We start from the raw sequence: 25,124 nt of genomic DNA, 5'->3' as shown, positions 1-25,124 counted from the left end.
GATTCCATTCATGGGGAAATGAAATGTCAGGAACCCAACTCCTTCCGCCGGAACGCACCACGCTCCCGCTGCTGCCGCTGCGAGACGTAGTAGTTTTCCCGCATATGGTGATTCCCCTTTTCGTGGGGCGCCCGAAGTCGATCAAGGCCCTCGAAGCAGCGATGGAGGGCGGCAAGCACATCATGCTCGTCGCACAGAAGACCGCCGCCAAGGATGAGCCGACCGAAAAAGACATGTACGAAGTGGGATGCGTCGCAAACATCCTGCAAATGCTCAAGCTGCCCGACGGCACGGTGAAGGTGCTCGTCGAGGGCTTGCAGCGCGCGAAGACGCTCTCGATCGAAGAGCAGGAAACGCAGTTCTCGTGCGATGTGATGCCGCTCGAACCCGACCACGCCGACAGCGCTGAAACCGAAGCGCTGCGCCGCGCGATCGTGTCGCAGTTCGACCAGTACGTGAAGCTCAACAAGAAGATCCCGCCGGAGATCCTGACGTCGCTGTCGGGCATCGACGAGGCCGGGCGTCTCGCTGACACTATCGCCGCGCACCTGCCGCTCAAGCTCGACCAAAAGCAGCACATCCTCGAAATGTTCCCTGTCGTGGAGCGTCTCGAGCATCTGCTCGCGCAGCTCGAAGCCGAGATCGACATTCTCCAGGTGGAGAAGCGCATCCGTGGCCGCGTGAAGCGCCAGATGGAGAAGAGCCAGCGCGAGTACTACCTGAACGAACAGGTCAAGGCAATCCAGAAGGAACTGGGCGAAGGCGAAGAGGGTGCCGATCTCGAAGAACTCGAGAAGCGCATCACGGCCGCGCGCATGCCGAAGGAAGCGAAGAAGAAGGCCGACGCTGAGCTCAAGAAGCTCAAGCTGATGTCGCCGATGTCGGCCGAGGCCACCGTTGTGCGCAACTACATCGACACGCTGATTGGCCTGCCGTGGCGCAAGAAGAGCAAGGTCAACAACGACCTCTCGAACGCCGAATCCGTGCTCGACGAAGACCACTACGGTCTCGAGAAGGTCAAGGAACGCATTCTCGAGTATCTCGCGGTGCAACAGCGCGTGGAAAAGGTCAAGGCGCCGATCCTGTGCCTCGTCGGGCCTCCGGGCGTCGGCAAGACCTCGCTCGGCCAGTCGATTGCGCGTGCAACGAACCGCAAGTTCGTCCGTATGGCGCTCGGCGGCGTGCGTGACGAGGCCGAAATTCGAGGTCACCGCCGTACGTACATCGGTTCGATGCCGGGCAAGATCCTGCAAAGCCTCGCGAAGGTCGGCGTGCGCAATCCGCTCTTCCTGCTCGACGAAGTCGACAAGATGGGCATGGATTTCCGCGGCGATCCGTCGTCGGCGCTGCTCGAAGTGCTTGATCCGGAGCAGAACCACACGTTCGCCGACCACTACATCGAAGTCGATTTCGACCTCTCCGATGTGATGTTCGTCGCCACGTCGAACTCGCTGAACATCCCGCCGCCGCTGCTCGACCGGATGGAAGTCATCCGCCTCTCGGGCTACACGGAAGACGAGAAGGTCAGCATCGCGCAGCGCTATCTGTTGCCGAAGCAGAAGAAGAACAACGGCCTGAAGGCCGGCGAGATCGAAGTCACGGAAAGTGCAATCCGCGACATCATTCGTTACTACACGCGTGAAGCGGGCGTGCGTTCGCTCGAGCGTGAAATTTCGAAGATCTGCCGCAAGGTCGTGAAGATGTTGCTGCTGAAGAAGGCAGAGGGCGCGGTGACGGTCGATGGCGCAAACCTCGACACGTTCCTCGGCGTGCGCAAGTACGACTTCGGCCTCGCCGCGAAGGAAAACCAGACCGGTCAGGTCACGGGCCTCGCGTGGACGGAAGTTGGCGGCGATCTGCTCACGATCGAAGCGGCGGTCATGCCCGGCAAGGGCAACGTGATCCGCACGGGTTCGCTCGGCGACGTCATGAAGGAGTCGGTCGAAGCGGCACGCTCGGTGGTGCGCTCGCGCTCGCGGCGTCTCGGTATCAAGGATGAGGCGTTCGAGAAGCAGGACATCCACATCCACGTGCCTGAAGGCGCGACGCCCAAGGACGGTCCGTCCGCCGGTATCGCGATGACGACGGCGCTGGTGTCCGTGCTCACGGGCATCCCGGTGCGCGCCGATGTTGCGATGACGGGCGAGATCACGCTGCGCGGCGAAGTGCTGCCGATCGGCGGGCTGAAGGAGAAGCTGCTCGCGGCGCATCGCGGCGGCATCAAGCTCGTGCTGATCCCGGAAGAGAACGTCAAGGATCTCTCGGAGATTCCGGACAACGTGAAGAACGCAATCGAAATCGTGCCGGTCCGCTGGATCGACAAGGTGCTCGAACTTGCGCTCGAACGTGTGCCGCAGGCTCTGCCGGAAGAAGAAGTGAAGGCAGAAGAGGCGAAGGCGCCCGTCGCCGAAAAGACGGACGCTGGCGCGACCGAAGTCGTCAAGCATTAAAGCTGAACGCCGGCCACAGCGAAGTGCTGTGGCCGGCAGACGCACCGAAAACCCGCGGCCTGGTCCGCGGGTTTTTTTTCGTCCCGCGCACGATGCGTAGCGTCGCAGCATCACGCGCCTGAGGAAGTCCTCGAAAACCCGCGCCCCGCCACGCTGAATTCCGCTTGACACCGTTGTTTCGGACCCTTTAAATGAGCGAGCCCGGAGCATAACCGGGGCCGTCTGTTTATCTCCCGACGCACAAAGCGTCCTGACGTTTGCTCAAACACATTCTCGGGGGTTGGAATGAATAAAACGGATTTAATCGACCACATCGCTCAACAAGCCGATATCTCAAAAGCGGCAGCAGGACGTGCACTCGACGCCGTAATCGGCGGCGTGAAGGGCACACTCAAGAAGGGCGGAACGGTCACGCTGGTCGGATTTGGTACGTTCGCCGTCGGCAAGCGTACGGCGCGTACGGGACGTAACCCGCGCACCGGTGACGCGATCAAGATCAAGGCCGCCAAGGTCCCGAAATTCAGGCCTGGTAAAGCGCTGAAAGATGCGCTAAACTAGCGGGCTCGTTGGCTGACGTTGCATGTGGATTCAAGCGCGCGAGCCAACGCCGAAGAAGCATAAAGAGCAGTTCAGGAATCGCGAAGCTGGGTGCTTAGCTCAGTTGGTAGAGCGGCGCCCTTACAAGGCGTAGGTCGGGAGTTCGAGCCTCTCAGCACCCACCAGTTTCCGGTTTCACAGGCATGTGCAAAATTGCAGGTGCCGCGCAGTTGTAAAGTGCAGCCGCACGGAGCGGTAGTTCAGTTGGTTAGAATACCGGCCTGTCACGCCGGGGGTCGCGGGTTCGAGTCCCGTCCGCTCCGCCAGATCTGAGTAAGGAAGGCGAACCGAAAGCAAAGTACGGTTCGCCTTTTTTATTGTCCTCTGAGGTAATATCGGGCGTTCCGTTTTTTTGACGCTCCCTTCGCTCTGTCAAGCATGCTCGACTTTTTCCGCAATCACAAACGCCTGATGATGTTCATGCTGCTCCTGGTGGTTCTGCCAGGGCTTGGCTTCGTCGGCATTCAAGGTTTCCGCGGCTTCTTCGACGAGAGTGCGAACGTCGCGAGCGTCGGCGGTTACAAGATCACACGCGTCGAGTTCGACAACGCCGCCCGCGCGCAACTCGACCAGGCCCGCCAGGTCATGGGCGCGAATTTCGACGCGACCCTATTCGACACGCCGCAGCATCGCAAGGACATTCTCGACGGTCTGATTCAGCAGCGCGTGCTCATCGACGAGACGCAGCGCCTCCATCTGACCGCCTCGGACGAGGCCGTTCGCCGGACCTTGCTGGCCGATCCGGTGATTTCGTCGCTGCGCAATCCCGACGGTTCGATGGATCTCAACCGTTACACGCAGTTGCTCGCCATGCAGGGCATGACGCCCGAGCAGTACCAGGAACGCGTGCGCTACAGCCTCGCGATGCAGCAACTGCCCTCGGCCATCGTTAGCACCGCGTTCACGCCGAAGTCGCTCGCGCAGCAGCTGACGGCGCTCTCCGGGCAGCAGCGCGAAGTGCAGGCCCTCGCGTTCCACGCAGCCGCCTATACGGCCAAAGTGCAGCCGACCGACGCGCAACTGCAGGCCTACTTCGACGCGCACAAGGGTGATTTCGCAACGCCTGCCACGGCACAGATCCAGTATCTGGTGCTGTCGGCGGCGACGGTCGCGGCGAACGTTCAACCTTCCGATACCGATCTCAAGCAGTTCTACAACGACAACATCGCGCACTTCCGCACCGATGCGCAGGTCCGTGCGAGCCACATTCTGATCGCCGCGCCGAAGGACGCTAGCGCAGCCGATCGAACTGCCGCGAAGCAGAAGGCCGAATCGATCCTCGCGCAAGTGAAGGCGCATCCCGACCAGTTCGCGCAGATTGCCCAGAAGGAGTCGCAGGATCCGGGCTCGGCGGCGAAGGGCGGCGACCTCGGCTTCTTCGGCCGCGGCATGATCGCGGGCGGCGCGGCGTTCGACGACGCAGTCTTCAAGCTCAAGCAGGACCAGATCAGCGATGTGATCCAGTCGGACTTCGGCTATCACATCGTCAAGGTCACTGATATCAAGCCGGCGACGACGAAGCCTTTCGACGAGGTGAAAGCTTCGATCATCAACGACGTCAAGACTCAGCAGGCCGCAAAGCTGGTTTCCGATGCTTCCGAAGGTTTCACGTCGATCGTCTATGAGCAGTCGAAGACCCTGCAGCCGGCCGCCGACAAGTTCAAGCTGACCATCCAGACCGCGACGGTCACGCCGAAGCCGAATGCCGCGCTGCCGCCGGACAGCCCGCTAAACAATCAGAAGTTCCTCGACGCGGTGTTCGCGAACGATTCGGTGAACCAGCACAACAACACCCAGGCGATTGACGTTGGCAACGGCACGCTGATCGCAGCGCGCGTCACGAGCTTCAAGGCCGCTGCGACGCCCGAGTTCGCGACGGTCAAGGATGTCGTGCGCCAGCGGGTCATCGCTCAGCAGGCTGCAGAGTTTGCGCGCAAGGATGGCGAGGCGAAGCTCGCTGCGCTGAGGAAGTCGGCATCGGCTGATGGATTCTCGCCGGCCGTGAAAGTCTCGCGCAACGACACCCAGGGCTTGCCGCATGATGCACTCGCGGCGATCTTCAAGGTCGATGCGCAGAAGCTGCCGGGTTTTGTCGGTGTCGATCTCGGCGCGGACGGCTTTGCGATCTATCGCGTGAACGCAGTCACGAATGCACCGGCCGCCGACGGCGGGCATCTCGCTGCCGCGGAGCAGGAACTTGCACGCGTGGGCGGACAGTCGCAAGTGCAGGCGTATCTCGATGCGCTGCGCGACCGCTCCAAGGTGAAGTATTTCGGCTCGCTCGGCGCGGCTGGCCAGTCCGGCGACGGGCAGTAAGCCGCCCGCACGGTTCGGCCGTGCACGCAGTACAAAAGCCCCGCACCTGCGGGGCTTTTTGCTTTGAGAGGCGGATGCGGTCAAAGGCAGGTGCTGATGTCAGCCGTGGCTTCAATGCCCGCGCTGTCGCCGGCGCGGTAGCCCACCCACGTCTTGTTGGTCGGTGACCGGGACGTGCGCACCGTCGCGGCGGTCCCGTCTGGCTGCGACTGGCCCGGCAGGTAAATATCGACGGCCTGGTTGTTGGCGATCATCGTCTGCGAAACGACAGGCAGTTGCGCGCGGTCGGCCCATTTCCGCGCGATGCACTGCGCGACGGCCGCCGTTGGCTGCTCGCTCGTGCCGATGGACTGAGCTCCCATGGGTACGGACTGGTTGGCACACGCGCCGAGCGCTGACGTCACGAGAATTACAGACAGGACCTTCACACTTTTTTCCTCCCAGACGCGGACGATCTGATCCGGCGCAATGCGCCGTCCGCCAACGCGCGCTGGCTGACTGGCTCGAGCGCATTCGAGAAGCGTGACGCGTCCGGGGCCAACGCCCGCGACAGGCGTTTCGTCGAGGCCAGCGCTGCGGTTAGTGCTGCGTACCGCCGCCGATCAGCGGCTTGAGCGTCGGCCACACGTTATCGAGCAGCAAGGGTTGTGCCTGCTGGGTGGGATGAAGCTGATCGGACTGAAACAGATCGGGCTTGTCAGAGAGACCGGCGAGGAGGAAGGGGACCAGCGGTGTGCGCAACTCCTGCGCCAGGCGCTCGTAGAGGCCATGGAATTTCTGCGTGTAGTCGGGCCCGTAATTCGTCGGCACGTACATGCCGACGAGCATCGGCTTCGCATTACCCTTGCGGATCTGCGCAATGATGGCGCGCAGATTGCTTTCGGTGGTGGCGAGCGGCACGCCGCGCAGCGCGTCGTTGGCGCCCAGTTCGACGATCACGACGGACGGCTTGAGACGCTCCATCACGAGCGGCAGGCGAGCGAGACCGCCGCTCGTCGTGTCTCCGCTGATGCTCGCGTTCGCGACGCTATAATCGATTCGCTCACTCGCGAGGCGCTGACGCAACAGCGCGACCCAGCCGGTGTCGCGCGGCAGTCCGTATTCGGCGGAGAGGCTGTCGCCGAGCACGACGATCACGGGCTTCGCTGCGTTGACGGTTGTCCCTGCGGGCGGAGTCGCGGCGATTGCCGGCAGCATGCCGCAGAGCGCGCAGAGCGATGCCACAATCGCGATGATTCTGGCGGCGGTGGTCGCAATTGCGGTGGCAATAGTGGTGATAAGGGCGGCGCGGCGCGTCTTGACGGCTAACCTTTGCGTAATCATGTGCGAATGAATAGCGATCCAGTCATTGAAGTGCGGGGATTGTGCAAGCGGGTCACCGACGCGACCGGCGAGCTAACGATACTCGACGGCATCGACCTCACCGTGCGGGCGGGCAGCAGCGTGGCAATCGTCGGCGCTTCGGGCTCGGGCAAGTCTACGCTGCTCGGGCTATTAGCCGGGTTGGACAGCGCGAGTGCGGGGTCGGTTCGGCTGCTCGGCCGCGAACTAACCGGCATGGCCGAGGACGAGCGCGCGGCGCTGCGCAACGGTTCGGTTGGTTTCGTGTTCCAGTCGTTTCAGTTGATGCCCCATCTCACTGCGCTGGAGAATGTCGCGCTGCCGCTCGAACTGCAGGGCGGCATGTCCACGCGCGAGGCGTTCGCGCGCTCGCGCGCACTGCTCGAACGCGTCGGCCTCGGGCAGCGTACGGGGCATTATCCGAAGCTGCTATCCGGTGGCGAACAACAACGTGTGGCACTCGCACGCGCATTCGTGAGCCGCCCCTCAGTGCTCTTCGCCGATGAGCCCACCGGCAGTCTCGATGCCGCGACGGGCCATGCCGTTATCGACCTGATGTTCGAAATGAACCGTGCGACGGGCGCGACGCTTGTGCTGGTCACGCACGACGTCGATCTGGCACGCCGCTGCGATGCGACCGTGACGATCGAAGCGGGGCGGCGTGTCGCGCACGGCGACGTTCGTGATTCCGGCAAGGTCGAAGAGGCCGGACGCTGACCGCAGTTGACGTGCGCCGCAGCGCACGCCACGTTTCCCCGATCAAGAGCCTGATGCTCCCTCGTGCTTGAGCGCGTCGCGCGCGCGTGCGATGAGCGCAGCCGTCGACGAATCGTGCTGCTTCACGTCGCCGGGCGCGGCCGTGAGATCGGCCTCGACAACCTTGCCGAGAATCTTGCCGAGCTCCACGCCCCACTGGTCGAACGGATTGATGTTCCACACGGCGGCCTGCACGAGCACCTTGTGCTCGTAAAGCGCGATCAGCGCGCCGAGCGTGCGCGCGTTGAGCGCGTCGACGAGCAATGTCGTCGTCGGACGGTTGCCGGGGAACATGAGGTGCGGCACGAGTTCGGGCTTGTCCGGCCCAGCCACCTTGCGCGCTTCTTCTTCGGTGCGTCCGAGCATCAGCGCCTCGCTCTGCGCAAAGCAGTTCGCGAGCAGCTTCGGATGATGGTCGCCGAGCGGGTGTTCCGGCGTAAGCACGGCAATGAAGTCGATCGGGACGATCGTCGGCCCCTGGTGCAGCATCTGGAAGAACGCGTGCTGTCCGTTGGTGCCGGGCTCGCCCCATGTGACGGCTGCGGTTGGGTAATCGACGAGGTGGCCGTCGAGTCGCGCCGACTTGCCGTTGCTTTCCATTTCGAGCTGCTGCAGGTACGAGGGCAGGTAGTGCAACGCCTCCGAATACGGCGCGACCAGATAGCTCTGCGAACCGAAGAAGTTGCGGTACCAGATACCGATCATACCGAGCAGCACCGGCAGGTTGCGTTCGAGCGGCGCGTCGCGGAAGTGCCGGTCCATGTCGTGCGCGCCGGCGAGCAGTTCGTCGAATTGTTGCGGCCCGATCGCGATCATGATCGAGAGGCCCACCGCCGACCATAGCGAGTAGCGGCCGCCGACCCAGTCCCACATCTCGAAGACGTTATCCGGCGCGATGCCGAACTTCACGACCTCGGCGGGATTCGCGGACACACCCACGAAATGCTTCGCGAGTTCGCTTTCCGGGCACCCGTTCCGTACGAACCAGGCGCGCATCGAGCGCGCGTTGGTCATCGTTTCGAGCGTGGTGAAGGTCTTCGAAACAATGATCGCGAGCGTTTCTTCGGGATCGATGTGCTCGATCACGCGCCAGAGATCCGCGCCGTCGACGTTCGAGACGAAGTGCGATGTGATGTCCGGCGTCGCGAGGTGCTTGAGCGCGTGCACGACCATCTTCGGTCCGAGATCCGAGCCGCCGATGCCGATGTTCACCACGTGACGGATGCGCTTGCCCGTGTAGCCGGTCCACGCGCCGCTGCGCACGGCGTCGGCGAACGAGGCCATCTTCGCGCGCTCAGCGAGGACCTGGGCGTGGAACGGTGCGTCGGGCTCGGTTGCGCGCAACGCTGTGTGCAGTGCCGCGCGGCCTTCCGTCGGGTTGACGATCTCGCCCGCGAACATCGCGTCGCGGCGCGCTTCTACGCCTGATTCGCGCGCGAGTTGCGCGAGCAGTTTCAGCGTCGCGTCGGTGATGCGGTTTTTCGAAAGGTCGGCCGCGAGGCCGCCGCCCGCGAACGTGAAGCGTTCGGCGCGGGTGGGAGCGGTGTCGTTAGCGCTCGCGAACCAGTCGCGCAGGCGCTCGTCGCGGATCTGTTCGTAGTGCGTCTGGAGCGTGGACCATGCAGGAAGAGTATTCGTCATGTTCGTCTAGCGAGGATGCACTGAGGAATGGGGCGTGCGCGCTTCACACGCGGCGCGGATACGCGCACGCGTCCGTCTGGTGGATACGGCGGTGCGGGCAGTCAGTATAGCGGCCTCGCGTGAACCTGCGCAGCCGTCGTGAGGCTGGATTTGCTGGCGCGAAGGCGCACGATCGTGCGTCTTTCGCCTCGAATGAAACAGGCATGAAACAGGCAAACCGCCAGCAAGCGACGTGCCGGTCTCGCGATCGGCTAGTCCCGCGACGAATAGAACATCCGGTTCATGAGCCGTCTTACCATCGGCGCAAGCTCGCCGGCGGTGAGGCCTGCGGGGCCGCAGCCTTCGGCGCAGAGCGCTTCAGCGGCGAGGCCATGCAGCCACACGCCTGCGAGTGCCGCTTCGAACGGCGGTAGCCGCTGTGCAAGCAGCGCGCCGATCAGGCCGCCGAGCACGTCGCCGGTGCCGCCGGTCGCGAGTCCCGCGTTGCCAGTCGGATTGATCACGATGCGGCCATCGGGCGCCGCGATCACGGTGCCGCTGCCCTTGAGTACGGCCACAGCGGCGAAGCGTGCCGCCAGCGCGCGCGCCGCCGCGACACGGTCGCGTTGCACGGACGCCGTATCGGTCGCAAGGAGCCGCGCGGCCTCCAGCGGATGCGGCGTGATCACGCACGGCGTGCCGCGCCCGGCGACACGCGCAGCAAGGGCATCGTCGCGGGCGACGAGATTGAGCGCATCGGCATCGAGCAGCACGGGCAGGTTCAACTGCAGGATCTGGTCGACGAGATGACTTGCCGACGCGCTGCCGCCCATACCGCAGCCTGCCGCGATCGCGTCCATGGTGCCGGGTACGAGTTTGCCCGCCGCGTGCAGCATGAGTTCGGGGTGCGGCGGGTCGTAGGGCGGTGCGTCGCTGCCGATGAACCCCACGTGGACCTTGCCCGCGCCCGCGAAAAGCGCCGCGCGGGCCGCGAGGATCGGTGCGCCGCACATGCCCGTCTCGCCGCCGATCACGGCAAGCGTGCCGAACGTGCCCTTGTTCGTCGCGAAATCGCGTGAGGGAAGCCACGGGGCGAAGAGTGCGGACGCATTGAGACGGGCGGCGGAGGACGCGACGTCGGTATCGACGCCGATCGGCGCAATGCTCACTTCGCCCGCGTAATCGCGGCCCGCGCCGGTGTAAAGGCCAGGCTTCGCCGCGATGAACGTGACCGTGTGCGTCGCCCGCACGGCAACACCCGCGCCGACGACGTTGCCTGTGTCGCTGTCGAGGCCGCTCGGCACGTCGAGCGCGAGCACGTGCCCGAGACTTTGCGCGCGAGCAGAAAGTCGCACAGCCAGCTCCGCGAACACACCTTCAAGCTCGCGTACGAGCCCGATGCCGAACATGCCGTCGACAAGCCAACCGTATCCGTCGAACGAGGCGGGCGGGTCGCTTGCGATGGGCACGCCCTCGACGCGCGCTGCGGCCAGCGCCCAGCGCGCGTCGTCGGGCTTGACCTCGACGGGCATGCAGACCTCCACGGCGACACCAAGGCGATGCAGTTCAGTCGCGACGACGAGCGCGTCGCCACCGTTGTTGCCCGGACCCGCGGCGAACCACACGGGTTTACCGGCCAAGGGCGATGGCGCATGGGCAATCTGTTCGTTCAGGAAGCGGGTGGCCGCGGCTCCGGCACGGGCCATCAGCGTGTGCGCAGGCAAGCCGGACTGCGCACCGGTTTCGCAGGTGCGCAGCTCCGCTACAGTCAGAAGCGGCACGGGCCGGTCGTGCGGCGTGAAGAGCGTGGGCGCTGTAGACGTGGGACGCGGAGTCGCGGACATAGCGGATGTGGCTCGGGGTATCGACAAGTGCAACGATACCCGAGGTGTCCGGTCTCAGGGACCCTGACGGACGCGAGATCCGACCTCGCGAGCGTCGCGTTCGCGAAGTGTGCGGGGTGGCTTGCCTCGCCGAAGAACTCGGCGAGGCTGTGTGCTGCTGGCTGTGCCGCTTACCCGCGCACGGGGCTGAGGGCGTTGACCGTATCGGCCGGAAGATCGGGCGCGGTGCCCGAGATCTGCTGCGCGATGAGCTTCGCCGAGCCGAGCGCGAGCGCCCAGCCAGCCGGACCATGTCCCGCGTTGACGAAGAGCCGCGGATGGCCCGCGTGGCCAACGGCGGGCAGGCCATCGGCGGAAAGCAGCTTCATGCCTTCCCATGCGAGCGCCGCCGAAATCCGCGCCGCACCGGGCGCCCAGTCGCGCGAGGCCTCGCCTAGCAGCGCGAGCGCGCTCTCGGTGAGGGCTTCGGTGAGCGGCTCGTCGACCTGGTTCGCGCGCAGCAGCACGGCACCGCCTGAAATCCGCAGACGGTGATTCATGCGTGTAATCGCGATGCGCTTGGCGGCGTCGATGATCGTCGTGTGGGGCACACATTCCTCGTGTGCAACCGGCGCGTTCAGCGTGTGCATTCGCAACGGATAGAGCGGCAGTTTGACCCCGAACGGTGCGACGAGGGGCAGCGTCTGTGCGCCCGCCGCAACCACCACTGCATCGCCGGAGATCACTTCGACTTCGCGTGCGCTGGCATGCGCGGGCAGGCGTGGCGCCAGTTCGACAGCCGCGCGGCCGCTCTCGAGCCGGATCGCGCTGACTTCGCGGCCGGTCTGGAATTGCACGCCGCCCTGGTTGTCGAGCACCTGCTTGAGTTGCTTGACGAAGAGCGGGCAGTTCGCCACGCGCCCCGCCTCGATGCGTACGCCGCCAGCGAACGCCGGTTCGGGCGGGATGTTGTGCTCGAACGCGATGCATTCGGCGGCGGACAGCGCGTGGTGCGGTACCTCGAAGCGGCGCAGGAGTTCGAGCGCGGGCTGCGTGAGGGACCACTCGTCGTTGCCGCGCACGAGGTGGAGCAGGCCTTCGCGCTGTTCGTAGTCGAGCTGGAAGCGGTTTGTGGCGTCGTCGAGCGCGCTTTCTGCCGAGTCGATCAGCGGGCGCAGCAGCGCGTAGCGGGCCGCGAAGGCCTCGGAGCTACGCAGCGCGCCGAGCCGCTTGACGAACGCGCGAGCCTGACCGCCGAACCCCGTTTTGCAGATCACTCCGCTAGAGGAGTGCCGTCTGTCTCGCAAGAAGGTCGGGCCGAACCAGACGTCCAGCGGGCTCGGGAGCACGACGCCGCTGTGGCCATAAGTGGCGCCTTGCGCAACCGTGGCGTGGCGCTCGACCACGCAGACGCGGTGACCCGCCGCGCGCAATTGGTAAGCGGTGGCGACGCCGGCGATTCCGCCGCCAATGACGATGACATCCATGACGATACGATCTGCAGGCAGGCGGCGCGCCGACGGGAAATGGGCGCCGTGCCGGGGGTAGGGCGTGCGGCGCGCATATTTGCGAGCCGATCGTGTGAAACGCGCAATGATAGCAGCCAAACCGGGCCGTTCACCATCGGCCTTGTTGGAGAATTTGCAGATTGCGTAGGATGTGCTGCGTCGGCGGAGCCGGGCGGTGCGGTGCCTGGTTGCACGAGCGTGCGCCGCGCCCCAACTGGGCGTGGGCGTGTTTCCGGCGCGTATCCCGCGCCATCGTGGCGCGCGGCGGCCCGGAGGCTCGCACGCAGGGTGCGTCCGTGCGCGAGTGCGTTCTGCGTGCAAACGGGCCCCGGGGCGCAGTCCAGACGGCCCTTCCGGGGTATAATCGCGGTCTCCCTTTCGTCTGATGTCGCCCCCACGCGCGAGGCATCGCCTTTGTGCGATTGCTGCCACGCGAGGCGAATTCCGCGACGCAACTCAGACGAATCTTCGACGCAACTTCGACGCAACGCCCCAGTCCATGGCCCACTTCTCGTGCTTCCCCGGTGCTTCGGCCCTCTCCGACTTCCGTCAGACCCGCCTGCTCGAAACGCTTCAGCGTATCGACGCCAACATCGTCGGCGTGCACGGTCAGTATCTGCATTTCGTCAATTCGGCCGCGCCGCTCACCGCTGAGGACAGCGCGAAGATCGAGGCGCTGATGCACTACGGCGCGCCGTTCGCGGCGCCGGCCGAGCGAGGCAGCGTGATGACGTTCCTCGTCGTGCCGCGCTTTGGCACGGTGTCGCCGTGGGCAAGCAAGGCCACCGACATTGCGCACCACTGCGGTCTCGAACAGGTGCGTCGCATCGAGCGCGGGGTCGAATACACGGTTGTGCTGAAAACGGGCCTGCTGGGCGGCAAGAAGACGCTGTCCGATGAAGCACGCGACGCGGTCGCGGCGGCGCTGCACGACCGCATGACGGAAAGCGTGGCGGCTTCGCGCGACGCGGCGCACCACCTCTTCGACGTGCTGCCCGAACGGCCGATGCAGACCGTGGACGTGCTGGGCCACGGCCGCAAGGCGCTTGAGACCGCGAACGGCGAACTGGGCCTCGCGCTCGCGGACGACGAAATCGACTATCTCGTCGACGCGTTCACGAAGCTCGAACGCAACCCGACGGACGTCGAACTCATGATGTTCGCGCAGGCCAACAGCGAGCACTGCCGCCACAAGATCTTCAACGCGAGCTGGACCATCGACGGCAAGGAGCAGGACCTCTCGCTCTTCGCGATGATCCGCAACACCGAGAAGATCAGTCCGCAAGGCACGATCGTCGCGTACTCGGACAACTCGTCGATCATGGAAGGCGCGGTCGCTGAACGCTGGTTCCCGCGCAAGGCGGGCGCCGCGAACGCGCCGGGCGAGCAATACGGCCGTCACACCGAACTCACGCACACGCTGATGAAGGTGGAGACGCACAACCACCCGACGGCGATCTCGCCGTTCCCGGGCGCCGCGACGGGCGCGGGCGGTGAAATCCGCGACGAAGGCGCGACGGGCCGCGGTGCACGTCCGAAGGCCGGTCTCACGGGCTTCACGGTGTCGAACCTCGAACTGCCGGACGCGCGCGAAGTGTGGGAAAACGCCCGCGACAACGCCACACCGCTCGCGCACCGCAATCCCGCCGACGAAGCCCAGGCTTACGGCCGTCCGGACCGCATCGCGTCGCCGCTTTCGATCATGATCGACGGCCCGCTCGGCGGCGCCGCGTTCAACAACGAATTCGGCCGCCCGAACCTCGGCGGCTACTTCCGCGTCTACGAGCAGAACGTCGCCGGCACCGTGCGCGGCTATCACAAGCCGATCATGATCGCGGGCGGCATCGGCAACATCAGCGCGCAGCACACGCACAAGCACGATCTTCCCGAGGGCTCGCTGCTGATCCAGATCGGCGGCCCGGGCATGCGCATCGGCATGGGCGGCGGCGCGGCCAGCTCGATGGCCACCGGCACGAACACCGCCGAACTCGACTTCGATTCGGTCCAGCGCGGTAACCCCGAAATCGAGCGCCGTGCGCAGGAAGTCATCAACTCCTGCTGGCAACTCGGCGAGGGCAACCCAATCCTCTCCATTCACGACGTCGGCGCGGGCGGCCTCTCGAACGCGTTCCCCGAACTCGTCGATGGCGCAGACAAGGGCGCGCGTTTCGAACTGCGCAACGTGCAACTCGAAGAGTCGGGTCTGTCGCCGCGTGAAATCTGGTCGAACGAGTCGCAGGAGCGTTATGTCCTCGCGATCTCGCCCGCGGATCTGCCGATGTTCGAAGCGATCTGCGAGCGCGAACGCTGCCCGTTCGCCGTGGTCGGCGTCGCGACGGCCGAGCGCGAACTGAAACTGATCGACACCGACGAAAAGGCGCTCGCCGCGAACGGCAACCACCAGCCGGTCGACATGCCGATGGACATCCTGCTCGGCAAGCCGCCGCGCATGCACCGCGACGTCGAGCACGCGAGCACGCCGCTCATTCCCGTCGAGGTAACCGGCGTGTCGTTCGACGAAGTCGCGAAGAGCGTGCTGCGTCATCCGACGGTCGGCAGCAAGTCCTTCCTCATCACGATCGGTGACCGTTCGGTCGGCGGCACGACTGTGCGCGACCAGATGGTCGGCCCGTGGCAGGTGCCCGTCGCGGACTGCGCCGTTACGGCGCTCGACTACGCAGGCTACAAGGGCGAAGCGATGACGATGGGCGAGCGCACGCCGCTCGCCGTGATCGACGCGCCGGCGTCGGGCCGCATGGCCGTCGGCGAGGCGATCACGAACATTGCGAGCGCACCGATCGCGTCGCTCGACAAGCTCAAGCTCTCGGCGAACTGGATGGCCGCGTGCGGTGCGCCCGGCGAAGACGCCGCGCTCTACGACACCGTGAAGGCGATCGGCATGGAGCTGTGCCCGGCGCTCGGTATCGGCATTCCGGTCGGCAAGGATTCGCTGTCGATGCGCACCAAGTGGAACGATCAGGGTGTCGCGAAGGAAGTCGTAGCGCCAGTGTCGCTCATCATCTCGGCGTTCGCGCCGGTCGAGGACGTGCGCCGCCATCTCACGCCGCAACTGCGCCGTGTCGATGAAGTGGGCGAGTCGGTGCTCATCGCGATCGACCTGGGCCGCGGCAAGAACCGCCTCGGCGGCAGCATCTTCGCGCAGGTCACCCAGCAGGTCGGCGACGCGGTGCCCGACGTCGATAGCGCAGAGGACCTCAAGCACTTCTTCACCGCGATCCAGCAACTCAACGCGAACGAGCAACTGCTCGCGTACCACGACCGCTCGGACGGCGGCCTGTGGGCGACTATCTGCGAAATGGCGTTTGCGGGTCACGTTGGCGTGTCGCTGAACGTCGACATGCTGACGCTCGACACCGAGCACGAATCCGATTACGGCGACGCGAAGGACTGGGCGAAGCAGACGAGCGGCCGCCGCGAAGACCGCACGCTGCGTGCGCTGTTCGCCGAAGAACTCGGCGCTGTGATCCAGGTGCCGACCCAGCAGCGCGATGCCGTGTTCGCCGTGCTGCGCCAGTATGGCCTGTCGGCGTGCTCGCACGTCGTCGGTCAGTTGAACAACCGTGACGCGGTCGAAATCTACCGCGACGCGAAGCGCATCTACGAAGCGCCGCGCGCCGAACTGCAGCGCGCGTGGAGCGAAGTGAGCTGGCGCATCGCGCGTCTGCGCGACAACCCGGCCTGCGCCGACGCCGAATACGACGCGCTCCTCGACGCCGCCGATCCGGGCATGCAGCCGCATGTGACGTTCGATCCGGCTGACGACATTGCGGCTCCGTTCATCGCGACGGGTTCGCGTCCGCGTGTGGCGATCCTGCGGGAGCAGGGCGTGAATTCGCACCTCGAAACCGCGTACGCGTTCGATCGCTCGGGCTTCGACGCGCACGACGTCCACATGAGCGACCTGCTCGAAGGGCGCGCCACGCTCGCTGACTTCGCGGGCGCGGTGGCGTGTGGCGGCTTCTCGTATGGCGACGTGCTGGGCGCGGGCGAGGGCTGGGCAAAGACGATCCGCTTCAACGCGAAGCTCGCCGGTATGTTCGCGGCCTTCTTCGCGCGTCAGGACACGTTCGCGCTTGGCATCTGTAACGGCTGCCAGATGATGTCGAGCCTCGCTTCGATGATCCCTGGCGCCGACGCCTGGCCGAAGTTCACGCGCAACAAGTCGGAGCAGTTCGAGGCGCGTTACTCGCTCGTCGAAGTGGAAAGCTCACCGTCGATCTTCTTCGCAGGCATGGAAGGTTCGCGCATTCCGGTGGCGGTTGCGCACGGCGAAGGCTTCGCGGACTTCTCGCAGCAAGGCGATCTCTCGAAGGTTGCGGTGGCGATGCGTTACGTCGACCACCACGGCGCGGCGACCGAGCGCTATCCGTTCAACCCGAATGGCTCGCCGCAGGGCATCACGTCGGTGACGACGCCCGATGGCCGCTTCACGGTGCTGATGCCGCACAGCGAGCGCGTGCAGCGCACGGTGACGATGAGCTGGCATCCGGAAGCCTGGGGCGAAGCGAGCCCGTGGATGCGCGCGTTCCGCAATGCGCGCAAGTGGGTCGGTTAAGGCGCATTCCGCTTCGATCGGTACACGTGAAAAAGCCGGCCTTCGGGCCGGCTTTTTTTATTCTTCGCGGATTTCCGGGGAGACCGCCGATGGGCAGGCCGTAGTCGTCCCTCTACCGCATTTCGCCTGGTCATCCACATGAAAATTCGAGCGGTGCCTCCGCCCGGACAAGAGACATCCGCCGCCGATGCTGCCTGTCCCGTCATCGACCGTTGCGGTCATTCAGGCTTATTGCGTAAGCGCTAATCCCGCGCCATGCGCCGCAGTCTCATTACGTGCAATCTTTGGGAGACACGTTTAAACACACTGCACTCGTGTGGATCGCCAAAATGCAGCAATGCAGTGCAGCGCACGCTGCCAGGCAGACAGGCCTGATTCGCATGCAGCGAGCGCATGCCCCAGAAGAAGTAGAGATTGCCCGGCGTCAGCGGCACGATTTTCGCCGATCGCCAACGCTGCACGCGTGGCGTACGCCAAATCCGTTTCAGCAGATTCTCTACCAGCAGTTTTTCAAGGATGTTGACGACCGCAAAGCGCCTCGCATCGCGCATATTCGGAAACATGACCAGGTCGCCTGGGGGTTCATCGAGGCCGTTGGGGATCTGAACCGGCAGCAATACGGTTACGACGTACGAGTCGAAGTGAAAGTTGTTCGCATGTCGTAGACCATGCGTGCCGGTCAGCACGCGCAGGACCGGAAAAATCCGGTCGCTGGGCGGCGACGTGCGCATCTTCAGGTCGTAAAGGCATCGCAACAGCGCCTGCAGGCCAGCATCCTCAAATAGCGGACGCAGGCAGGTGTCGCCGATCCATCCATTGCCCTCGAAGGCGAAATACTGGCCGCCGTGCTGCTCGATGTGATGGGCAACGAAGCTTCGCATCTGCGCGAGAATTGCATGCGGCACGATCTGGTGCAGGACACCTACTCCGGATTCGTCCATTGATTTAGCCAGCGCGTGCGCGCTCGCCGCGCTCACCGGTGCGAATCCGTCGCGCGGGAGACGGTCGTTCAATGTGGTCATCGGCGTCTTCCGGTCTGGTTTCGAAACGGCATTCGATCTCATGCTCGGTCAAAAGCAAATGTTGATGGGAAATTGTGTCGTCTTCCGTACGAATTCGTACAGATCCGGGAGCCATCGCAGATTCGTACCTTATGCGCGTTGAATATCGGCTGGCAAATGTCGCTGCCTGAAGCTTCCATCTCGAACAGCGTTTTGCGTTGGGGCTTCGCCCGTCAGCGGACATCGTTGCCCACGCCACCGTTGCACCTTGCAGGCTGCCGAAGGGCGGCAGTGGGCCGAACAGAGCCCATTCCGGAAATCTGCGAAGAACCATGGGTGATCGAATTCGCGGGTCACCGGCACCATGAACGCTACGTGCGACGTTTCGGCGACCTGCTGCTCAGCACCATCGCGATACCCCCGAGAATGAAGGCTGAGGCAGCAACCAGGCGCGGCGTGATCGCTTCCGAGAGGAACACCACGCCGCCAAATGCAGCGATCAGTGGCACCGACAACTGCACGGTGGCGGCTCGCATAGGGGTGAGCTTGCTCATCGCCGCATACCAGATGACATACCCCATGCCGGAGGTGAGTGCTCCGGAGACAATCGCCAGTGTGACTCCGGTTTCGTTCGCATGAGCGCGCGCGTTGGCGATGAAAAGCACGCTTAGCAAGAGGGCAAGCGGCGCCGCACGCGCGAAGTTTCCTGCCGTGGCGGCGAGCGGGTCGGCCACGCCGCGGCCGCGCAACGAGTACACACCCCATGACACGCCACCGATCGCCATCGACGCAGCGCCCACCAACGGCGGCGCTGCGATACCCGGCGACACCAGGTAGATAAGTCCTGCAACTGCCAGTGCGAGACCGAGCCACGCTACCGATCCGAACTTTTCGCCGGAGCGCAGGCCGACACTGAACATCGTCAATTGAACTGCGCCGAACAGAATCAATGCTCCGGTACCGGCGGACAAGGTCAAATACGCGAAGGAAAAGAAGGCAACGTAAGAAAAGAGCATGGCAGCGGCGAGCCAATCGGCGTTTGCGGCCGCGGGCCGTTCCGTTCTGAACCTCACGATGACGGCGAGCGTGATCGCTCCAGAGAGGAGCCTGATTCCGCCGAAGCTGACCGGATCGATTTCCCCACGTTGCATCGCGAGCCGACAAAGCAGGGAGTTGGCCGCGAAGGCGAGCATCGCCACCGTTGTGAGGGCGGTCGTCTGCAGGACGAACTGGCTGCCGCGCGCTTCGGTCATGCGTCACCACCAGTACGAATGCGCACGACAGCAGCGACACGCGAATTGTCCCGGCGGTTCAGCGACAACCGCAAGATCAAACGCTGGCTGATCGGCAAGGTGTTCGACTCGACGTGTCATCCCGGTGTGGTTCGACCAAACGGGTCCCCGCAGGCGGACATGTCGAGGTGAAGATGCACGGTGCTGGTCCACGGCGCTATTTCTCCGACAAATTGCTGCGCTTCCGGTGCGAGCCGAGGGCTCTTTCAAGAATCCGTAACCAATTGCCCGCATCAAGTCGTCTCCACCGCCATTGTTGACCAATTTATAGACGACACCCGGGAACAGCAACGAGTGCCGTCACTCAGCAGCCTGACCGCGAACTTCATTTTGAAACATCGCCGCGAATTTTGAACACGGTGTAATCGAGACGTGTGCGTCGCATAATGGCTGCGATCGCACCCACTCCGACTAGCGCCTTCGAGTTTCCCTCGGGTTGCGATTGTGTTCGCTTATCGAAACGTTCGATGTTCGTCAGCCGACGTATGCGGACATGTCATCGAAATGGCACGGAGGTCCCCAAATGACACAGGGATGCTACGACGTAGTCATTGTGGGCGGGGGACTTGGCGGCGCCGCTCTTGGCCGTGCGCTGGCAGGCGAGGGGATTCGGACACTCATCGTCGAGCGCGAGTCCGCGTTCAGAGACCGCGTGCGTGGCGAGGGCATGATGCCATGGGGTGTGGTCGAAGCGCGCGCACTCGGCATCGATCGCCTGCTTTGCGAAGGCGGGGCGCACGAGGTCCATGGGTGGACGCGTTACGCCGGATCCGCGCAGGGCCAATGCCGTGATCTCGTGGCGACAACGCCAGGACACACAGTTTGTCTGGACTTCTATCATCCGGCGATGCAACGAACCCTGCTCGACGCCGCCGAGGACGCAGGGGCAACCGTGATTCGTGGCGCCGAGTTTGTCGGCGTCGAACGGGGAAGCGCACCGGTCGCGCAATTGCGTACGCGTTCCGGCGAGCAGCGCGTGAGCGCCCGATTGGTGGTCGGCGCCGACGGGCGCAGATCGACTGTGCGCAGATCCGCGGGCTTTACCGTCAACCAGGACGCAGGAAGGCTGGTTATCGCGGGTGTCCTGCTAGAGGGGGTGGATGCATCGGAAGACTCGGTCCACCACTTTGTGTCTCCGTCCTCGGGACAGGCGGCACTGCTTTTTCCGATCGGCGGTCAACGGTTCCGTGCCTATTTCGTCACGGGGATCGTGCAGCGCCGGCAACCCATCAGCGGCAGCCGGCATGTCGGTGAGTTTATCGATGCTTGCGTCGACACCGGTGTGCCGCGCGACTGGTATGAACGCGTCAGCGCCATCGGCCCGCTCGCGGCTTATCCCGGTGCGGACTGCTGGGTCGACCATCCGTACCACGATGGCGTGGTGTTGATCGGTGATGCGGCCGCGGCAAGTGATCCATCGTGGGGCTGCGGGTTGTCGCTGACACTGAGGGACGTCCGGGTACTGCGCGACGGCTTGCTTGGCACAGACGACTGGTCTGCCGCCGCACACGCGTACGCCGGGCAGCACGACCAGTACTATGGCGCGCTACACCGGGTGGAGGACTGGCTCACACAGTTGATTTACGAACGAGGCCCGGTCGCCGACGCACGTAGAGCCCGCATCCTGCCGTGCTTCGCGAAGGAACCGGACCGCGCGCCCGATTTCCCGGGTCTGGGACCGGAGACGCCGTCCGACGAAGCAGCCCGGCGGCGCTTTTTTGTCGAGGACTACGATTCTCCGCAATGCGGATCCGGCGCGGTTTGATCGCTGGTTGATTGCTTGTGGTGCGCGAACGTGGCGGCCGATTGATCGATGTTGCGCGCAACGGCCGACCAAAGAAAAACCCCGCGCTTTACACAAGTCGCGGGGTTTTCATGACAGCAACACGACGCGCGTGTTACTGGATCTTCGCCTGCTTGCGCAGATTTTCTTCGAATGCCTGCAGCTTCTCCTGCTGCATCTGCTGCACGATCTGCGCGCGCACCTGTTCGAGCGGCGGCGGCGTGACCGGACGGATGTCGTCCACGCGGATGATGTGCCAGCCGAACTGCGTTTGCACCGGCGTGCTGGTCATCTGGCCTTTCTGCAGATGCGTTGCTGCATCGGCGAATTCCGGCACGAAGGCCTTCGGGTTCGACCAGTCGAGATCGCCGCCGTTCTTTGCCGAGCCCGGATCCTTCGAGTACTGCTTCGCGAGATCTTCGAAGCTTGCGCCGGCCTTGATCTTCGCGATCAGGTCTTTGGCCTGCTGCTCGTTGTCCACGAGGATGTGGTGAAGATGGTATTCGCTACCGCCTGCATCCTTCGCCAGCTGCTCGTAACGCGCCTTCACGTCGGCGTCGGTCGGCTGGTTGTTCTTGACGAAATTTTCGATCAGCGCGCGCAGCACGACAGTCTGCTGGGCCACTGCGATTTGCGCCTTCACGTCCGGAAGGTTCGGGATGCCCTGGCGGATCGCTTCCTGCATCAGGATTTCGCGGTTCACGAGCTCTTCACGAACCGCCATCTGCAGTTGCGGCGAATCTTGCTGGCCTTGACGCACGAGTTGGTCGACGAGCGCGGTGGCGCGCGCTTTGGGAATCGGCGTGCCGTTCACGACGGCGATGTTCTGCGCGAAGGCGGGCGCAGCTGCGCACGCAGCCAGCAACACCCACAGACGGGTTTTCTTCAAGGTCATCGAAAATTCCTAACAGGGCGAACTATAAAGTGGGGCTATCGAGGCAACACCGGAGGTAAAACCGGAGGCATCACCGGGGCAACGCTGCCGCTTCTTCGGGCGTGAGCGCTGTGATCACGAGTGCGTGAATGCCGCGCTGCATTGCTTCGGCCAGCGCATCATACACCATGCGATGCCTTGCTACGCGGGCTTTCCCCGCGAACGCCGCCGCCACGATCGTGACGCTGTAATGGCCGCCCGCGGCCGCTCCGGCGTGGCCGGCATGCTGCGCGCTATCGTCGCGCACCGAAATCGACACAACGGGTGCGAGTGCGGCCGTGAGCCGCGACTCGATCAGCGCCGCGCGTTCGGCCGGGCTTGCGTTGAGGAAGACGTCGCTCATTCTTCCTCCTTGATGTAACGCGAGAGCCAGAGGCTCTGTGCGACGATGAACACCACGAGCATGCCCGTCGCGCCGAACAGCTTGAAATCGACCCACGCATCGGTGGAGAAGTGGAACGCGACGAAGAGGTTCACGACACCGAGCAGCGCGAAGAAGATCGCCCACACCAGGTTGAGCTGCGTCCAGACCCGATGCGGCAGCGCGATCTGCTTACCCATCATCGCCTCGATCAGATTCTTGCCGAAGCCGAGCTGCGAGACGAGCAGCACCACCGCGAACGCCCAGTAGAGGACGGTGGGCTTCCACTTGATGAAGGTTTCGTCGTGCAGCACGAGCGTCGCGCCGCCGAATACCACGACGATGCCGAGGGACAGCCAGAGCATGGGGTCGACTTTGCGGTGACGGAAGGCGACCCAGGCGATCTGCACGAGCGTCGCGACGATCGCCACGGCGGTCGCCGTGAAAATGCCCCATACCTTGAAGGTGACGAAGAACAGGATGATCGGAAACAGATCAAACAGGAATTTCATTATCGGTCTGGAAGTCCGCAAAAAGAGGGCGCGACGCCGTTTGCGGCGCAGCGTAGTCCGCAAGCGTCTTGACGGACGCTGCGGTGTGGGCGCCGCGTACGGCGCTCACTTGGGCTCGAATTGTAGCGCAGCCGAGTTGATGCAATACCGAAGGCCGGTCGGGGCGGGGCCGTCTTCGAAGACGTGTCCCAGATGGGCGCCACAGTTTTTGCAGCGCACTTCGATGCGCAGCATGCCATGCGCGCGGTCGGTGCGCTCCTCGATCACCTCGCCGTTGATCGGCCGGAAGTAGCTGGGCCAGCCGCAACCGGCGTCGAACTTCGTGTCGGATTCGAAGAGGGGCGTGCCGCAGCACACGCAGTCGTAGACGCCGCGGTCCCAGTGATCCCAGAAGCGCCCGGTGAACGCGCGCTCGGTCGCCGCGTGGCGCGTCACCTGGTATTCCGTGTCGGAGAGCTGCTCGCGCCAGTCGGCGTCGTCCTTGTGACCGGGGTAGGCGTCGGAATTGTGATCGTCGTGACTCATGTTTGGGTTCCTGTCGAGGGAAAGGAGGCAACGCGGGGCGGCCAGGCGTGGCTCACGAGGAGCAACTCACTTCGAGCGAGCTCGCCCAGTCGGGCGGCAAGGCCGCATACGCCGCGTGCTCCGGTTGCTCGTCGAACGGACGCGACAGCACGCGCGCGAGCCGTTCCACTTCACTGAAATCCTTCTGCGCGGCGCGTTCGATCGCGGTCTGAGCAAGGTGATTGCGCAGCACGAACTTCGGGTTCACCCGATTCATCGCAGCGGCGCGCGTGGCGTCGTCGCGTGGCTCAACGGCGAGGCGCGTGCGATAGTCGTTCGCCCACGCGTCGAAAGCCGGACGGTCAAGGAACAGGTCGCGCACGCTCGCATCGCCGTGTGCGTCGTGTTTCGACACACCGGCGAGATGGCGGAACGTCTGCGTAAAGTCGGCGCGGTTCTCGTGCATGATTTCGAGAAGACGATTGGCGAGAGCGTCGTCGCCTTCTCGGGCCGTTTCAAGGCCGATCTTCGCTCGCATGCGCGCTTCGAGCGCGGGCGCGAAATGACCTTTGAAGCGTTCGAGCACGCCTTGCGCATCGGCGACTGCCCGCTCGCCGCGTGTCTTGTCGTCGGCTTCGTCGCGTTGCAGGCCAAAGAGCGGCAGTAGCGCCTGCGCGAGGCAGAAAAGATTCCAGTACGCAATCTGCGGCTGCATGCGGTACGCGTAGCGGCCCTGCGAATCCGAGTGATTGCAGATGTGGTTCGCGTCGAAGCCGTCGATGAAGCCGAACGGACCATAGTCGATCGTGAGACCGAGGATCGACATGTTGTCGGTGTTCATGACACCGTGGCAGAAGCCCACCGCCTGCCATTCGACCATCAGCGCCGCGGTAGTGCGCACCGCTTCGTCGAGTAGCGCGAGATAGGGATCGTCGGCTTCGCGCAGGTTCGGGTAGAAACGCTCGATCACGTGATCGGCGAGCGAGCGCAGCGCGACGACATTGTCATTCGCGTAGAAGTGCTCGAAGTGGCCGAAGCGCACGAAACTCGGCGAGACGCGCGTCACGACCGCCGCCGTTTCGATTTCCTCGCGGCGCACGGGTTGATCGGAGCCGACTACCGCGAGCGCGCGCGTGGTCGGGATGCCGAGGTGGTGCATCGCTTCCGAGCACAGGAATTCCCGGATCGACGAGCGCAATACCGCGCGGCCGTCGCCCATGCGCGAATACGGCGTGCGGCCCGCCCCCTTGAGTTGCAGTTCATTGCGCTGGCCGGCGTGCTCGAGTTCGCCGAGGCCGAGCGCGCGTCCGTCACCGAGCTGGCCCGCCCATACGCCGAACTGGTGCCCCGAATAGACCGTGGCGTACGACATCGACGACGGTGTTCGTTCGCGCGTGAAGCTTCCGGCGAAGAACGGCGCGAAGGCCGCGTTGGCTGCGATGGCAGGATCGATCCCGAGTAACGCCGCTGTTTCGGTCGAGAAACCGACGAGATACGGCGCGGGGAGCGGTTGTGCCGGCAGCCGGGTGAGGAACGTCGAACCCAGTGCGGGAAATGCGCTTTCGCGCGGCATGATAAGCGCGCGTTCGACGTCAGCCAGCGGGCCGTCGAGCGTTTGGGGCGTCGCGGCAAGGTCCGCGAGGGAATTGGTTTGGCCTGGTGAAAACGACATATTGAGCGCCTGTTGAATAGCCGATATTGTAAATCCGCGCCGGCAGGCGTGCAGGACGCCCGTTAATGCGCCTGCCGG

Annotated in this window: 18 protein-coding genes and 2 tRNA genes; 8 read left to right on the top strand and 12 right to left on the bottom strand. The window is 64.4% G+C overall.

What is annotated here, in order from left to right; genetic code table 11:
* Positions 1-23 precede the first annotated feature (23 nt).
* From lon to L0U80_RS07530, 5 genes are all read left to right on the top strand, one after another.
* On the top strand, positions 24-2,450 hold the full coding sequence (gene lon / locus L0U80_RS07550) for an endopeptidase La (protein ID WP_233863341.1): 2,427 nt from the start codon (positions 24-26) through the stop codon (positions 2,448-2,450).
* 285 nt (positions 2,451-2,735) lie between these two features.
* Positions 2,736-3,008, top strand: coding sequence for an HU family DNA-binding protein (locus L0U80_RS07545; protein WP_124150560.1), 273 nt, complete (start codon positions 2,736-2,738; stop codon positions 3,006-3,008).
* Between the two features lie 88 nt (positions 3,009-3,096).
* A tRNA-Val gene (locus L0U80_RS07540) sits at positions 3,097-3,172 on the top strand.
* Positions 3,173-3,236: 64 nt separating this feature from the next.
* Positions 3,237-3,313, top strand: a tRNA-Asp gene (locus L0U80_RS07535).
* Positions 3,314-3,425: 112 nt separating this feature from the next.
* Positions 3,426-5,363, top strand: coding sequence for a SurA N-terminal domain-containing protein (locus L0U80_RS07530; protein WP_233863340.1), 1,938 nt, complete (start codon positions 3,426-3,428; stop codon positions 5,361-5,363).
* An 80-nt stretch (positions 5,364-5,443) separates the two neighbouring features.
* On the opposite strand, the gene L0U80_RS07525 is transcribed toward L0U80_RS07530, so the two are convergent.
* A complete protein-coding gene (locus tag L0U80_RS07525; protein ID WP_233863339.1) occupies positions 5,444-5,791 on the bottom strand; it encodes a hypothetical protein in 348 nt (115 codons plus the stop codon).
* A 151-nt stretch (positions 5,792-5,942) separates the two neighbouring features.
* Positions 5,943-6,560, bottom strand: a complete 618-nt coding sequence (locus L0U80_RS07520) for an arylesterase (RefSeq protein ID WP_233865744.1) — start codon at positions 6,558-6,560, stop codon at positions 5,943-5,945.
* A 132-nt stretch (positions 6,561-6,692) separates the two neighbouring features.
* Between L0U80_RS07520 and L0U80_RS07515 the strand changes: the two genes are divergently transcribed.
* A complete protein-coding gene (locus L0U80_RS07515) occupies positions 6,693-7,421 on the top strand; it encodes an ABC transporter ATP-binding protein (protein ID WP_233863338.1) in 729 nt (242 codons plus the stop codon).
* 42 nt (positions 7,422-7,463) lie between these two features.
* On the opposite strand, the gene pgi is transcribed toward L0U80_RS07515, so the two are convergent.
* From pgi to L0U80_RS07500, 3 genes are all read right to left on the bottom strand, one after another.
* Positions 7,464-9,101, bottom strand: coding sequence for a glucose-6-phosphate isomerase (gene pgi / locus L0U80_RS07510; protein ID WP_233863337.1), 1,638 nt, complete (start codon positions 9,099-9,101; stop codon positions 7,464-7,466).
* Between the two features lie 251 nt (positions 9,102-9,352).
* On the bottom strand, positions 9,353-10,924 hold the full coding sequence (locus tag L0U80_RS07505; protein ID WP_233863336.1) for an NAD(P)H-hydrate dehydratase: 1,572 nt from the start codon (positions 10,922-10,924) through the stop codon (positions 9,353-9,355).
* 170 nt (positions 10,925-11,094) lie between these two features.
* Positions 11,095-12,390 carry an FAD-dependent oxidoreductase gene (locus L0U80_RS07500; protein ID WP_233863335.1) on the bottom strand — a complete coding sequence of 432 codons (1,296 nt, stop codon included), beginning with the start codon at positions 12,388-12,390 and terminating at the stop codon, positions 11,095-11,097.
* A 520-nt stretch (positions 12,391-12,910) separates the two neighbouring features.
* On the opposite strand from L0U80_RS07500, the gene purL reads away from it, so the two are divergent.
* Positions 12,911-16,987, top strand: coding sequence for a phosphoribosylformylglycinamidine synthase (gene purL, locus L0U80_RS07495; RefSeq protein WP_233863334.1), 4,077 nt, complete (start codon positions 12,911-12,913; stop codon positions 16,985-16,987).
* A gap of 242 nt (positions 16,988-17,229) precedes the next feature.
* Here the strand turns inward: purL and L0U80_RS07490 are convergent, their stop codons facing one another.
* Both L0U80_RS07490 and L0U80_RS07485 read right to left on the bottom strand, forming a co-directional pair.
* Positions 17,230-17,964: a hypothetical protein gene (locus L0U80_RS07490; protein WP_233863333.1), complete on the bottom strand. Its 735-nt coding sequence runs from the start codon at positions 17,962-17,964 to the stop codon at positions 17,230-17,232.
* A 395-nt stretch (positions 17,965-18,359) separates the two neighbouring features.
* Positions 18,360-19,241, bottom strand: coding sequence for a DMT family transporter (locus tag L0U80_RS07485; protein WP_233863332.1), 882 nt, complete (start codon positions 19,239-19,241; stop codon positions 18,360-18,362).
* Between the two features lie 532 nt (positions 19,242-19,773).
* On the opposite strand from L0U80_RS07485, the gene L0U80_RS07480 reads away from it, so the two are divergent.
* Positions 19,774-21,045, top strand: coding sequence for an FAD-dependent oxidoreductase (locus tag L0U80_RS07480; RefSeq protein WP_233863331.1), 1,272 nt, complete (start codon positions 19,774-19,776; stop codon positions 21,043-21,045).
* 133 nt (positions 21,046-21,178) lie between these two features.
* Here the strand turns inward: L0U80_RS07480 and L0U80_RS07475 are convergent, their stop codons facing one another.
* From L0U80_RS07475 to L0U80_RS07455, 5 genes are all read right to left on the bottom strand, one after another.
* Complete coding sequence (locus tag L0U80_RS07475) at positions 21,179-21,958, bottom strand: peptidylprolyl isomerase (protein WP_233863330.1); 780 nt, start codon at positions 21,956-21,958, stop codon at positions 21,179-21,181.
* A gap of 70 nt (positions 21,959-22,028) precedes the next feature.
* Complete coding sequence (locus L0U80_RS07470; RefSeq protein WP_233863329.1) at positions 22,029-22,340, bottom strand: BolA family protein; 312 nt, start codon at positions 22,338-22,340, stop codon at positions 22,029-22,031.
* Positions 22,337-22,870 (bottom strand): septation protein A, encoded by a 534-nt coding sequence (locus L0U80_RS07465; RefSeq protein WP_233863328.1) that lies wholly within the window; start codon positions 22,868-22,870, stop codon positions 22,337-22,339. Before L0U80_RS07465 ends, L0U80_RS07470 begins: the two co-directional genes overlap by 4 nt.
* Positions 22,871-22,975: 105 nt before the next feature.
* Positions 22,976-23,395, bottom strand: a complete 420-nt coding sequence (msrB, locus tag L0U80_RS07460; RefSeq protein WP_233863327.1) for a peptide-methionine (R)-S-oxide reductase MsrB — start codon at positions 23,393-23,395, stop codon at positions 22,976-22,978.
* A gap of 52 nt (positions 23,396-23,447) precedes the next feature.
* The gene (locus tag L0U80_RS07455) at positions 23,448-25,046 is read right to left on the bottom strand and encodes a protein adenylyltransferase SelO (RefSeq protein WP_233863326.1); all 1,599 of its coding nucleotides are present in this window, start codon (positions 25,044-25,046) and stop codon (positions 23,448-23,450) included.
* Positions 25,047-25,124 lie beyond the last annotated feature (78 nt).

This window comes from Paraburkholderia adhaesiva (genome assembly GCF_021390575.1).
GTDB classification, from domain to species: Bacteria; Pseudomonadota; Gammaproteobacteria; order Burkholderiales; family Burkholderiaceae; genus Paraburkholderia; species Paraburkholderia adhaesiva.
The sequence above is the reverse complement of the archived record's forward strand: the minus strand, read 5'-3'. Positions and strand labels throughout refer to the sequence as shown.

Bases quoted from the DNA above. Each gene is read 5' to 3' on its own strand.
- lon (WP_233863341.1), top strand. From the start codon at position 24: ATGTCAGGAACCCAACTCCTTCCGCCGGAACGCACCACGCTCCCGCTG.
- L0U80_RS07545 (WP_124150560.1), top strand. From the start codon at position 2,736: ATGAATAAAACGGATTTAATCGACCACATCGCTCAACAAGCCGATATC.
- L0U80_RS07530 (WP_233863340.1), top strand. From the start codon at position 3,426: ATGCTCGACTTTTTCCGCAATCACAAACGCCTGATGATGTTCATGCTG.
- L0U80_RS07520 (WP_233865744.1), bottom strand. From the start codon at position 6,560: ATGCTGCCGGCAATCGCCGCGACTCCGCCCGCAGGGACAACCGTCAAC.
- L0U80_RS07515 (WP_233863338.1), top strand. From the start codon at position 6,693: ATGAATAGCGATCCAGTCATTGAAGTGCGGGGATTGTGCAAGCGGGTC.
- pgi (WP_233863337.1), bottom strand. From the start codon at position 9,101: ATGACGAATACTCTTCCTGCATGGTCCACGCTCCAGACGCACTACGAA.
- L0U80_RS07505 (WP_233863336.1), bottom strand. From the start codon at position 10,924: ATGTCCGCGACTCCGCGTCCCACGTCTACAGCGCCCACGCTCTTCACG.
- L0U80_RS07500 (WP_233863335.1), bottom strand. From the start codon at position 12,390: ATGGATGTCATCGTCATTGGCGGCGGAATCGCCGGCGTCGCCACCGCT.
- purL (WP_233863334.1), top strand. From the start codon at position 12,911: ATGGCCCACTTCTCGTGCTTCCCCGGTGCTTCGGCCCTCTCCGACTTC.
- L0U80_RS07485 (WP_233863332.1), bottom strand. From the start codon at position 19,241: ATGACCGAAGCGCGCGGCAGCCAGTTCGTCCTGCAGACGACCGCCCTC.
- L0U80_RS07480 (WP_233863331.1), top strand. From the start codon at position 19,774: ATGTCATCGAAATGGCACGGAGGTCCCCAAATGACACAGGGATGCTAC.
- L0U80_RS07475 (WP_233863330.1), bottom strand. From the start codon at position 21,958: ATGACCTTGAAGAAAACCCGTCTGTGGGTGTTGCTGGCTGCGTGCGCA.
- L0U80_RS07470 (WP_233863329.1), bottom strand. From the start codon at position 22,340: ATGAGCGACGTCTTCCTCAACGCAAGCCCGGCCGAACGCGCGGCGCTG.
- L0U80_RS07465 (WP_233863328.1), bottom strand. From the start codon at position 22,870: ATGAAATTCCTGTTTGATCTGTTTCCGATCATCCTGTTCTTCGTCACC.
- msrB (WP_233863327.1), bottom strand. From the start codon at position 23,395: ATGAGTCACGACGATCACAATTCCGACGCCTACCCCGGTCACAAGGAC.
- L0U80_RS07455 (WP_233863326.1), bottom strand. From the start codon at position 25,046: ATGTCGTTTTCACCAGGCCAAACCAATTCCCTCGCGGACCTTGCCGCG.